At 63.5% G+C, this 10,723-nt stretch carries 12 protein-coding genes, 1 tRNA gene and 1 pseudogene; 3 read left to right on the top strand and 11 right to left on the bottom strand.

Annotated features, from left to right (window positions below; all coding sequences use genetic code 11):
• Both V7E26_RS26725 and V7E26_RS26720 read left to right on the top strand, forming a co-directional pair.
• Positions 1-182: PTS sugar transporter subunit IIA (locus tag V7E26_RS26725; protein ID WP_324422130.1), on the top strand; the 182-nt coding region annotated here is incomplete at its 5' end.
• A gap of 121 nt (positions 183-303) precedes the next feature.
• Positions 304-1,992: a methyl-accepting chemotaxis protein gene (locus V7E26_RS26720; protein ID WP_324422128.1), complete on the top strand. Its 1,689-nt coding sequence runs from the start codon at positions 304-306 to the stop codon at positions 1,990-1,992.
• 143 nt (positions 1,993-2,135) lie between these two features.
• On the opposite strand, the gene V7E26_RS26715 is transcribed toward V7E26_RS26720, so the two are convergent.
• From V7E26_RS26715 to V7E26_RS26680, 8 genes are all read right to left on the bottom strand, one after another.
• Positions 2,136-2,402: a DUF1150 domain-containing protein gene (locus V7E26_RS26715; RefSeq protein WP_324422126.1), complete on the bottom strand. Its 267-nt coding sequence runs from the start codon at positions 2,400-2,402 to the stop codon at positions 2,136-2,138.
• 50 nt (positions 2,403-2,452) lie between these two features.
• Positions 2,453-2,878, bottom strand: coding sequence for an Hsp20 family protein (locus tag V7E26_RS26710; RefSeq protein WP_324422132.1), 426 nt, complete (start codon positions 2,876-2,878; stop codon positions 2,453-2,455).
• 184 nt (positions 2,879-3,062) lie between these two features.
• Complete coding sequence (locus V7E26_RS26705) at positions 3,063-4,154, bottom strand: sn-glycerol-3-phosphate import ATP-binding protein UgpC (protein ID WP_324422124.1); 1,092 nt, start codon at positions 4,152-4,154, stop codon at positions 3,063-3,065.
• A gap of 6 nt (positions 4,155-4,160) precedes the next feature.
• A complete protein-coding gene (gene ugpE, locus V7E26_RS26700) occupies positions 4,161-5,009 on the bottom strand; it encodes a sn-glycerol-3-phosphate ABC transporter permease UgpE (RefSeq protein WP_324422122.1) in 849 nt (282 codons plus the stop codon).
• Positions 5,009-5,890, bottom strand: coding sequence for a sn-glycerol-3-phosphate ABC transporter permease UgpA (gene ugpA, locus V7E26_RS26695; RefSeq protein ID WP_324422121.1), 882 nt, complete (start codon positions 5,888-5,890; stop codon positions 5,009-5,011). Before ugpA ends, ugpE begins: the two co-directional genes overlap by 1 nt.
• A gap of 63 nt (positions 5,891-5,953) precedes the next feature.
• Complete coding sequence (ugpB, locus tag V7E26_RS26690) at positions 5,954-7,267, bottom strand: sn-glycerol-3-phosphate ABC transporter substrate-binding protein UgpB (RefSeq protein ID WP_324422120.1); 1,314 nt, start codon at positions 7,265-7,267, stop codon at positions 5,954-5,956.
• Positions 7,268-7,512: 245 nt separating this feature from the next.
• Complete coding sequence (locus V7E26_RS26685; protein WP_324422118.1) at positions 7,513-8,709, bottom strand: CaiB/BaiF CoA transferase family protein; 1,197 nt, start codon at positions 8,707-8,709, stop codon at positions 7,513-7,515.
• Positions 8,710-8,881: 172 nt separating this feature from the next.
• Positions 8,882-9,307, bottom strand: a complete 426-nt coding sequence (locus V7E26_RS26680) for an organic hydroperoxide resistance protein (RefSeq protein WP_324422116.1) — start codon at positions 9,305-9,307, stop codon at positions 8,882-8,884.
• A gap of 167 nt (positions 9,308-9,474) precedes the next feature.
• On the opposite strand from V7E26_RS26680, the gene V7E26_RS26675 reads away from it, so the two are divergent.
• Positions 9,475-9,933, top strand: a complete 459-nt coding sequence (locus V7E26_RS26675) for a MarR family winged helix-turn-helix transcriptional regulator (protein WP_324422114.1) — start codon at positions 9,475-9,477, stop codon at positions 9,931-9,933.
• 27 nt (positions 9,934-9,960) lie between these two features.
• Here V7E26_RS26675 and V7E26_RS26670 read toward each other — a convergent pair.
• The 3 genes and pseudogenes from V7E26_RS26670 to V7E26_RS26660 all read right to left on the bottom strand — a co-directional run.
• A pseudogene (locus tag V7E26_RS26670) lies at positions 9,961-10,188 on the bottom strand (GIY-YIG nuclease family protein); the annotation flags it as partial.
• 189 nt (positions 10,189-10,377) lie between these two features.
• Positions 10,378-10,453, bottom strand: a tRNA-Ala gene (locus V7E26_RS26665).
• Between the two features lie 65 nt (positions 10,454-10,518).
• Positions 10,519-10,723 (bottom strand): TIGR02300 family protein (locus V7E26_RS26660; RefSeq protein WP_324422112.1); only part of this gene is annotated, 205 nt, incomplete at its 5' end.

The following is a 10,723-nucleotide window of genomic DNA, read 5'->3' as shown; positions in this document are numbered from 1 at the left end:
AGCCGGTCGACCTGATCTTCCTGCTGCTGGCGCCGGAAGGCGCCGGCGCCGATCATCTCAAGGCGTTGGCGCGAATCGCGCGGCTGCTGCGCGACGTGGACGTCGCCAAGAAGCTGCGCGCCTCGCGGGATGCCCAGGCGATCTATTCGGTGCTGGCCCTGCCTCCGGCAAGCGCGGCCTAGTTCCGCGTGGCGGAACAGAGATGCTCCGCATAGTGGCAGAGCGGATAAACTCAATCTTAAGCTAAATCGCTGTTATTTCGGGCGCTGGGATTTTTTATTTTTTGGCCCGGAGAACATTGCCATGGCGCAGCGGCTGACGATTTCGCGCGCGATACTGATATTTGGATTGGTGACTGCACTGGGCCTCGGTGCCGTGATTGCCACCAGCGTCTACGGGCTGTCGCAGCTCAAAGTCGGCGGTCCGCTCTACAACCAGATCAAGCTCGGCAACGACCTGATCGCGGACATCCTGCCGCCGCCGGAATACGTCATCGAGGCCTATCTCGAGTCCACCCTCGTGCTGCACGATCCGGCGCAGCTTTCGGCGCATCGCGACAGGCTGGCCCAGCTCAGGAAGGAGTATGACGAGCGGCACGCATTCTGGGTGACGTCCGATCTCGACCCGGTATTGAAGACCAAGCTCGTGGAAAAATCCCACAACGAGGTGCGGCGCTTCTGGACCGCGATCGAGGAAGGCCTGTTGCCCGCATTGTCGAAGTCCGACAGTGCCGCGGCGACAAAATCCTATGCGGAGATCGCCGCCCGTTACGCCGCGCACCGCGCCATCATCGACGACATCGTCAAGCAGACCAACGACCAGAACGCGGCGACCGAAGTCGCGGCGACGGGTCGCGTCAGCATGTTTACGCTCCTGCTGTGGGGCGTCTCGGCCGTGGTGTTCCTCGTCATCGGCGCCGGCATTTTCGGCGTCGCGTTCGGCGTGATTCGCCCGATCGCGCAAATGACCGACGTGATGAAGGGCCTCGCCGGCGGCAACCTCTCCGTCGCCGTGCCGGCGCTCAGCCGCGGCGACGAAGTGGGGGCCATGGCGCGCGCCGTGCAGGTGTTCAAGGACAACGCGCAGCGGGTGCAGTCGATGGAGGCGGAGCAGGCCGGCCTGAAGCTGAAGGCGGAAGGCGACCGCAAGGCCGCGATAACGGAGATGGCCGATGGCTTCGATTCGGCGATCGGCAAGATCATCCAGACCGTATCGAGCGCCTCGTCCGAACTCGAATCGTCGGCCGGACAGCTGACCAAGACCGCCGAAGTGACCCAGATGCTGTCGGCGACGGTCGCCACCGCATCGGAGCAGTCCTCGTCGAATGCGCAATCCGCTGCGGCGGCCGCCGAGGAAATGGCTGCCTCAATATCGGAGATCAGCCGCCAGGTGCAGGATTCGCACAAGATATCGTGCGAGGCCGTCAGTCAGGTCGAGCAGACCAATGCGCGGATTGCCGAGCTCGCCCAATCCGCCGGCCGGATTGGCGAAGTGGTGAAAATGATCAGCGCGGTCGCGGAGCAAACCAACCTGCTGGCGCTCAACGCCACGATCGAAGCCGCGCGCGCCGGCGAAGCGGGACGGGGATTTGCGGTCGTCGCCTCCGAGGTCAAGGCGCTGGCGTCGCAGACCGGGAAAGCCACCGAGGAAATCAGCGAGCAGATCGCCCAGATGCAGTCGGCCACCAACCAGTCGGTGTCGGCGATCCAGCAGATCGGCGGCACGATCGACCGGATCGCGGAGATCTCGCAGGCGATCGCCGCGTCGGTGGAAGAGCAGGGCGCCGCGACCCAGGAAATCTCGCGCAACGTCCAGCAGGCGGCGCAGGGCGCCACCCAGGTCGCGGGCAGTATCACCGACGTCAATCGCGGCGCCACGGAAACCGGCACGGCCTCGACGCATGTGCACGGCCTCGCCAGTTCGCTGCTGGCGCAGAGCAATCATCTCAAGGGCGAGGTGGAGAAATTCCTCTCGACCGTGCGCGCGGCCTGAGATCGGACGAACGCCGGCGCGTTGCCAAAAAAGACGCGGGCGCTTCCCTGTCAAGGAAGGCCCGCGTGCTTGCGAATTCTCGTTATGGCATCAAGCGGCCGCTGCAAACCTGCGGCACACACCGCGCAGCGCGCGCTGCGTCGTCAGTGCACGCTGACGGCCTGAAGCTCGTTGCTCCATGCATTGGCGATCGCCGCTTCCCGGCTGTCGGTCAGCATGATCGGAGTGCCGTCGGCGGCATGCAGCGCGAACAGCTTCAGCCCTGGCGCGATTTTCGGCGCCTGCGGAAACAGTCCCGGCACGTCCTCGGAACGGACTTGTTTCACGTAGGCGATATGCCCCTCACCAAGATGGGCCAGCGCCTCGACGGAAACCTTTTCGGGTTCGAAGGTCACAGTCACATCACTCATGGTCTCGACTCCTCTGCAAGACTAAGCGGTCGAGTCCGCTCCTGGTTCCATTATTCGTGCTCATTGATAGCGATTGTCTTAACGACCCTTTCAGGCTCCGGCCTGGCCAGATCGATCGACAACAGCCCGTTCTTCAGATCCGCGCCCAGCACCAGCATCCCCTCCGCCAGCACGAAGGTGCGCTGGAAGTGGCGCGCGGCGATGCCGCGATGGATGTATTGCCGGGCCTTGTCGTCCTGCTGGCGGCCCCGGATCACGAGCTGGTTTTCCTCAGTGGTGACATCGAGTTGGTCGCGGGTAAAACCCGCCACCGCAAGCGTGATGCGCAAGCGTTCGGGCTGACCGTTGGAACGGTCGCACCGCTCGATGTTGTAGGGAGGATAACCGTCGGCGCCTTTGACGACGCGATCGAGCGCACGCTCGATTTCGTCGAACCCAAGCAGGAACGGACTGGACAACGAAGGAACACGAGACATTACAAAGCCCTCTCGAAGCGACTTTGAGGGGCCCTTGCGGCGCCCCATGCAACCGGCCGGCCGACTTGCCGTCCGGTCAAGAAACAATATGGGGGTGGTCTGGGGCGGGTTCAAGCACCTCTGAAAGCTGCGTAAATCGGCCGCGGCGGGTCTCCACAGCGGTCATTTTAGCCCGGCAGAGGACTTAGCCGCCCACCCGCTTCCTTCCGTCGGCGGTAAACAAATGCAGCTTGTCTTTCGCCGCCACCGCCCTGATTCGCTCGCCGATGGCGGGGCCGACGGCGCCGGGGATGCGGACGATGATCTCGCCCGGCGGCAGCTCGCCGGGGGTCGCGGCGACGCCCTGCTCCTCTTTCTGCCGTGTGCCGTAAATGAAGGTCTCGGCGCCGACCTTCTCGATCGCCTCCACCGTGAGGCCGAGCGCGATGCCGCCGGATGCGGTTTCGCCGCTGATGACGAAATCCTCCGGCCGGATGCCGAGGATGCCGGCTTCACTGATGCGGGAATCGCCTGCCAGTTGCGACTTCAACTCGTCGGAGCGCAATGGCATCAGATTCATCGGCGGCGCACCGATGAAGGAGGCGACGAAGGTGGTCGCCGGCTTCTGGTAGATATCGAGCGGATTGCCGATCTGCTCGACCTGGCCGCCATTCATCACGACGAGGATGTCGGCCAGCGTCATCGCCTCGAGCTGATCGTGCGTGACATAGATCGAGGTCGTCGACAGGCGGCGCTGCAATTTGCGGATCTCGACCCGCATGGCGATGCGCAGCTTGGCGTCGAGGTTCGACAGCGGCTCGTCGAACAGGAACACCTTCGGCTGGCGCACGATGGCGCGGCCCATCGCGACGCGCTGGCGCTGGCCGCCGGACAATTGCCGCGGCTTGCGCTCGAGCATGGCGGCGAGTTCGAGAATCCGCGCGGCTTCTTCCACGCGCGTCTTGATTTCGGGCTCGGGCATGCCGCGGTTGCGCAGGCCATAGGCCATGTTGTTGTAGACGGTCATGTGCGGGTAGAGCGCGTAGTTCTGGAACACCATCGCGATGTCGCGATCGGCCGGCTCGATCTGGTTGACGACGCGCCCGCCGATGTCGATCTCGCCGCCGGTGATGGTCTCGAGCCCCGCGACCATGCGCAGCAGCGTGGACTTGCCGCAGCCGGAAGGGCCGACCAGCACGCAGAACAGGCCGTCGCCGACGTCGAAATCGATGCCCTTGATGGCCTCGAAGCCGCCCGGATAGGTCTTGCGGACGTTGCGGAGGGTGACGTTGGCCATGCTAGCTCACTTCTCCGTCTCGACCAGGCCGCGCACGAACAGCCGCTGCATGAACACGACGACCGCGACCGGCGGCAGCATCGCGAGGATGGCGGTCGCCATCGCGAGCTGCCATTCGGCGAGTTCGTCGGTGGTGTACAGCATCTTCTTGATGCCGGTGACGATGGTCTGCATCGAATCCTGCGTGGTGATCAAAAGCGGCCACAGATACTGGTTCCAGCCGTAGATGAACTGGATGACGAACAGCGCGGCGATGGTCGTGATCGACAGCGGCAACAGCGTATCGAAGAAGAAGCGAAACGGACCCGCGCCGTCGATCCGCGAGGCCTCCAGCAGTTCCTCCGGGATGGTCATGAAGAACTGCCGGAACAGCAGCGTGCCGGTGGCGGAGGCGATCAGCGGCAGGATCAGCCCGGCATAGGTATCGAGCATCCTGAGGTCAGCGACCACCTTGTAGGTCGGGTAGATGCGCACCTCGACCGGCAGCATCAGCGTGACGAAGATGATCCAGAACGCGGTCTTGCGGAACGGAAAGCGGAAATAGACCACCGCATAGGCCGACAGCATCGAGATGAAGATCTTGCCGACCGCAATCCCGATCGCGGAGATGAAGGAGTTCATCAGCATGGTGCCGACCGGCTCGCGGCTGGTGCGCGCCCCGCCGACGAATACCGCGCGGTAATAATTCTCCAGCACCTGATTGCCCGCCGACAGCGGCATGTGGCCGCCGACCACGGTCGCGGCGTCATGGGTGGAGGCGATGAACGCCAGATAGACCGGGAACGCGACGATGAAGACGCCGAGGGTGAGGATCGCATAGGCGATGATGTCGCTGAGCGGACGGTGCTCGACCATCAGTACTGCACCTTGCGTTCGATATAGCGGAACTGGACCGCGGTCAGCGCGATCACGATCACCATCAGCACCACCGACTGCGCGGCCGATCCGCCGAGATCGCCGCCGAGACGTCCGTCGGCGAACACCTTGTAGACCATGGTGGTGGTCGCGCCGGCCGGCCCGCCGCCGGTGACGGCGTCGATGATGCCGAACGTGTCGAAGAAGACGTAGACGACGTTGACGACCAGCAGGAAGAACGTGGTCGGCGACAGCAGCGGGAAGGTGATGGTCCAGAACCGCCGCATCGGGCCCGCACCGTCGATCGCGCCGGCCTCCAGCACGCTCTTCGGGATCGCCTGCAGGCCCGCGAGAAAGAACAGGAAGTTATAGGAAATCTGCTTCCACACCGCGGCCATCACCACGAGGGTCATGGCGTGGGAGCCGTTGAGAAGCGGATTCCAGTCGAAATTCATCCAGCGCAACGGCCGCGCCAGCGTGCCGAGCGCGGGATGGAACATGAATATCCAGAGCACGCCGGCGACCGCGGGCGCCACCGCATAGGGCCAGATCATCAGCGTCTTGTAGGCGCCGGCGGCCTTCAGGTTCTTGTCGGCCTGGGTCGCAAACAGCAATGCGATGGAGAGCGAGAGCGCGCAGACCAGCGAGGAAAATATCAGCGTCGTCAGCATCGACGCGTAATATTCCGGCTGCGCAAACAGCGTCTGGTAATTTTCCAGGCCGACGAACTGCGAGGTCAGCCCGAAGGCATCCTCGCGCAGGAAGGATTGCCAGACCGCCTGACTCGCCGGCCAGTAGAAGAAGATGAATGTGATGATGAGCTGCGGTATCAGCAGCAGGTAGGGCAGCAGCTTGCCATTGAAGACGACAGACTTTTCCATTCGGCACGCGCTGTGTGATGCGGGAGGGCTCCCTCCCGGAACGAGAGGGAGCCTTGATCGGCGTTATTTTGCCGTCTTTTCGAACGTCCGCAACATCGCATTGCCGCGCGAGACCGCGGCGTCCAGCGCTTCCTTGGCGCCCTTCTTGCCGGCAAGGGCCGCTTCGAGCTCCTCGGCCCAGAGGTCGCGCATCTGCACCATGTTGCCGAACCGCAGGCCGCGGGAGTTGGCGGTCGGCTCCTTGTTGGTCAATTCCTTCAGCGGCGTCTGCAGCGTCGGGTTCTTCTCGTAGAAGCCGTCCTTGACGGTCTTCTCGTAGGCCGCCTTGGTGATCGGCAGATAGCCGGACTCCTGGTGCAGCCTGGCCTGGCGGTCGGTCGCGGACAGGAAGGTGAAGAACTTGGCGACGCCCTTGTATTCCTCGGGCTTCTTGCCGCCCATCACCCACAGCGAGGCGCCGCCGATGATCGAGTTCTGCGGCGCGCCCTTGACGTCCGGATAGTAGGGCATCGGCGCCGAGGTGAAGTCGAACTTGGCGGTGCTCTTGGCGGTCGCGTAATAACCCGACGAGGTCAGGAAGATCGCGCATTCGCCGGAGGCAAAGCGGTTTTCGCTTTTGTTGTCGCGGCCGGCGTAGTCGTAGGTCTTGTCCTTCTGCAGGTCGATCAGGTTCTGCAGATGCTTCACATGCAGCGGCGAGTTGAATTCGAGCACGGTATCGAAACCGTCGAGGCCGTTGGCCTTGCTGCCGATCGGCACGTTATGCCAGGCGGAGAACTGCTCGATATGCGCCCATGACGCCCAGGCGTTGGAGAAGCCGCAGGTCGCATGTCCCGCCGCCTTCAGCTTCCTGGCGGCGTCGAACACTTCCGGCCAGGTCTTGGGAATTTCGTTGACGCCGGCCTTCTTCAACTCGTCCTTGTTGATCCACATCACCATGGACGAGGAATTGAAGGGGAACGACAGCATGTCGCCTTTGGAGGTCGAATAGTAGCCGGTGATGGCGGGCAGGTAGGCCTTGGGGTCGAACGGCTCGCCGGCGTCCTTCATCAGCTGGTAGACCGGCTTGATGGCGCCGGTCGCGCTCATCATGGTGGCGGTGCCGACCTCGAACACCTGAATGATGTGCGGCGCGGTGCCGGCGCGGAAGGCGGCGATGCCGGCGTTCATGGTGTCGGGATAGCTGCCCTTGAAGGTCGGGACGACCTTGTAATCGGACTGGCTGGCGTTGAACTCCTCGGCGAGCTTGTTGACGATGTCGTTGTTGCCGCCGGTCATGGCGTGCCACCACTGGATCTCGATCGCGGCGTGGGCGGGCGATGCAAGCGCCAACGCAACCGTCACTGCCGCCGCTGCGCCGAACTGTCGAAATGCCATGAAATTCCTCCGGGGTTTAAGATCGTCACCTTCGTTTCGCGCGATAACAGCGCCGGATGACGTGCGAATGACCGTATAAGCGAAAGGATGGTAGTGGAAAAGCGTGCGCGGAGGGAAGCCGGAAAATAGGCGAAGGAGCTACATGCAGGGCCGGGGCCCATGGATTGCGATTCGCATATGGTTTGCCGGGTCCCGGCTCTGCGGAGCAGCGTTGCACGCTGCACCGCGTCCGGGACACGCGCACCTTACCGCTTGCGTTCGGCGCCGCAGACCGCACCCTTGGCGACCAGCGCCTCGATCTCGCTCCTGGAGTAGCCGAACTCGCCCAGCACCTCTGCGGTATGCTGGCTGAATTTCGGCGGCGTCCGGCGCAGGCTCGGCCTGGTTCGATCCATGCGGATCGGCGAGGCGACGCCCTTGTACCAGTCCTTCGAGACGATATCGCCGCGGTGCAGCGTGTGCGGATTGGTCAGCGCCTGGTCGATCTTCTGCACCGGGCCCGCGGGCAGGCCCGCCGCCAGCAGCCGATTGCAGAGCGGCTCGGCCTCGTGCTGGCTGAACACGGCGGCAAGCTCGGCGCGCAATGCATCGCGGTTGGCGATCCGGTCCTTGTTGCGCGCGAAGCGCGGATCGGTACCGAGTTCGGGCTTGCCGATCTCCTTCGCGAGCTTGCGGAAGGTGCCGTCATTGCCGACGCCGATGAAGATGTTGTCGGTTTTGGTCGGGAAGATCGCGTAGGGAACGAGGTTCGGATGCTCGTTGCCGGTGAGCGAGGGCGGCTTGCCATGCATGAAATAGTTCGCGGTGTGCGGATGCATGATCGCAAGGCCGGTTTCGTACAGCGTGGTTTCGAGAAACTGGCCGAGTCCCGAACGCTGCCGCTCCGACAACGCCATCAGGATGCCGATCGCCGCGTACAGCCCGGTGGTGATGTCGACGAGGGGAACGCCGATCCGCATCGGTCCGCTTTCCGGCGAGCCGGTCGCGGCGATCATGCCGGTCATGGCCTGGATGATCGCGTCATAGCCGGGATTGCCGCCGCGCGGGCCGTCGGCGCCGAAGCCGGAAATCCGGCAATGCACCAGCTTCGGAAATTTCGCGCGCAGCACGTCGTTGCCGATCCCCCATTTGTCGAGCGTGCCCGGCTTGAAATTCTCGATCAGGACGTCGGCGGTCTCCAGCATCTTCAGGAGAACCGCGCGCCCGCCTTCGGAAGAGAGGTCGAGGCCGACCGAGCGCTTGTTGCGGTTGATGCCGACGAAATAGGCCGCGTCTTCCTCGTGGAAAGGAGGGCCCCAGTCACGTACCTCGTCGCCGGCCGGCGGTTCGACCTTGATGACGTCGGCGCCGTGGTCGGCGAGGATTTGCGTGCAATAGGGACCGCCGAGCACGCGCGTCAGATCGATCACGCGGAGCCCGGTCATTGCGCCGGTAGAACTCATGGAGAAAACCTTCGCTCAGGATGACAATGGACGTCCTGAGCTAGCGGTCTTCCGGCGCGGCGGCAATGGCGTCGCGCGCACGGGCGCATGACGCTGCCGCCGGAGCGGATCGAGAAATCCAGTGGAGGCGGGCGGCCCGCCGATATCAGCGGCGAGCCGGTCGGATCGGTCGTCAGACGACGGTCAGGCGCACGTCCACGTTGCCGCGCGTGGCATTGGAGTAGGGGCACACCTGGTGCGCCTTCGCCACCAGCGCTTCCGCTTCCGCCTTGGGAACCCCGGGCAGCGAGACCGCCAGTTCGACATCGAGGCCGAAGCCGCCGGCCGAACGCGGGCCGATGCCGACCGTCGAGGTCACGGACGCATCCGCCGGTACCTTGGGGCCGCCCTGGGACGCCACGAACTTCATCGCGCCGATGAAGCAGGCGGCGTAGCCGGCCGCGAACAACTGCTCGGGATTGTTGCCGGCGCCACCGCCGCCGCCGAGTTCCTTCGGGGTGGTGAGCTTGACGTCGAGCGCGCCGTCGAGGGTCCTTGCGGTGCCATCACGGCCGCCGGTGGCCTTGGCGCTGGTCTTGTAGAGCACGTTCACGGACATGTCGGTCTCCCCTTGGGTTTGTCGTTTCGATGATTGTAAAATTGCACACAATTAGATTGTGTGCAATCTATTTTATTGCGAATCGGGCAATTTGATTGTATGCAATTGAAATCAAGCGCTTGGATCGCCAGGTCAGGCGACGAACGGCGCCTGCTAACGAGGTCGTGATGGCCAGGAAGACTTCAGCGGACTTTGCGCTGCGGCTCGACAATCAGATCTGCTTTGCGGTGTATTCCGCGTCACACGCGTTCAACCGCGTGTACAAGCCGCTGCTCGACAGGCTCGGCCTGACCTACCCGCAATATCTCGCCATGCTGGTGCTGTGGGAGCGCGACGGCGTGCCGGTGAAGGACATTGGCGAACGGCTGTTCCTGGATTCCGGCACGCTGACGCCGCTCCTCAAGCGGCTGGAGGCGGCCGAGCTGATCAAGCGAACCCGCAACACCCTGGACGAGCGGCAAGTGCTGATCGCGTTGACGGCCAAGGGCGAGGCGCTGAAGGAAAAGGCGAGGGCCGTGCCGCAATCGATTCTCGCGGCGTCGGATTGCTCGGTCGGCGAACTCGTCGCGATGAAGAACGAGATCGTCGCGCTGCGCGATCGGTTGAATGCGGTGTTGGGGGAGTAGGGGGCGGGGTAACGCGTTCAAAAAATGCTTCTTTGCGAAGGCTCGGCCTGAGCCGGATTTCAAGTACTTCTCAAAAGCCCTCGCTAGCGCCGCATCGCTGAATGCGACATAGGTCCTTATACGCCAAGGTCCATATTTCGAAGTGTGCGGCACCTCGCCCGAGTTATGCTTGGCGAGCCGAGCTCGTAAATCGTCTGTGATGCCGACGTAGAAATGCTGGCAATCGAGACTCTCCAAGACATAGACGTATTTCATGATGCCTCCCAGCCGCGTCGAGAAGTTCGCGACCCCGGAGCAATCTTAGCGGAGCGGCACAACAAGGAGTCAACTGCGGATGGAGCCCGCCGTCGCCCTTCGGGCTATGGCGGGGCAGCCTTCGCTCCCTTCGCTACGATGGAGCACGGTATGGCCTGCCCAGCCGTAGCTCGCGAAGCGAGCGAAGGCTGGTGGAGCCAGGCGGGATCGAACCGCCGACCTCTTGCATGCCATGCAAGCGCTCTCCCAGCTGAGCTATGGCCCCTTTAGAATCGCGCGCCTCAAACCCGGCGTGCGGACATGACCCTGAACCACAGTTCGGGGCCGATCTCAAGTCTCTTCGTCACCTCCGACATCACCGATGATGTCGGTCACGTCCTCGTCGCCCTCTTCCTCGTCGGCAATGAAGGTCGAATCGTCGTCGTCATCGTCCTCGATGGTCTCGTCGATCTCGATATCGTCTTCCGATTCGGGAACCTGGGCCTTGACCTTGCCGGTATTCTCCTCGGCGTCGGCCTCCTCGAGCGAGACCAAC

Origin of the sequence: Bradyrhizobium sp. (assembly GCF_036735945.1) — a bacterium.
Lineage (GTDB): Bacteria > Pseudomonadota > Alphaproteobacteria > Rhizobiales > Xanthobacteraceae > Bradyrhizobium.
Note: the sequence above shows the minus strand (reverse complement) of the source record. Positions and strands in the feature narration are given on the sequence as shown.

Coding starts and splice junctions, on each gene's coding strand:
- V7E26_RS26720 (WP_324422128.1), top strand. CDS start 304: ATGGCGCAGCGGCTGACGATTTCGCGCGCGATACTGATATTTGGATTG.
- V7E26_RS26715 (WP_324422126.1), bottom strand. CDS start 2,402: ATGAGTGATGTGACTGTGACCTTCGAACCCGAAAAGGTTTCCGTCGAG.
- V7E26_RS26710 (WP_324422132.1), bottom strand. CDS start 2,878: ATGTCTCGTGTTCCTTCGTTGTCCAGTCCGTTCCTGCTTGGGTTCGAC.
- V7E26_RS26705 (WP_324422124.1), bottom strand. CDS start 4,154: ATGGCCAACGTCACCCTCCGCAACGTCCGCAAGACCTATCCGGGCGGC.
- ugpE (WP_324422122.1), bottom strand. CDS start 5,009: ATGGTCGAGCACCGTCCGCTCAGCGACATCATCGCCTATGCGATCCTC.
- ugpA (WP_324422121.1), bottom strand. CDS start 5,890: ATGGAAAAGTCTGTCGTCTTCAATGGCAAGCTGCTGCCCTACCTGCTG.
- ugpB (WP_324422120.1), bottom strand. CDS start 7,267: ATGGCATTTCGACAGTTCGGCGCAGCGGCGGCAGTGACGGTTGCGTTG.
- V7E26_RS26685 (WP_324422118.1), bottom strand. CDS start 8,709: ATGAGTTCTACCGGCGCAATGACCGGGCTCCGCGTGATCGATCTGACG.
- V7E26_RS26680 (WP_324422116.1), bottom strand. CDS start 9,307: ATGTCCGTGAACGTGCTCTACAAGACCAGCGCCAAGGCCACCGGCGGC.
- V7E26_RS26675 (WP_324422114.1), top strand. CDS start 9,475: ATGGCCAGGAAGACTTCAGCGGACTTTGCGCTGCGGCTCGACAATCAG.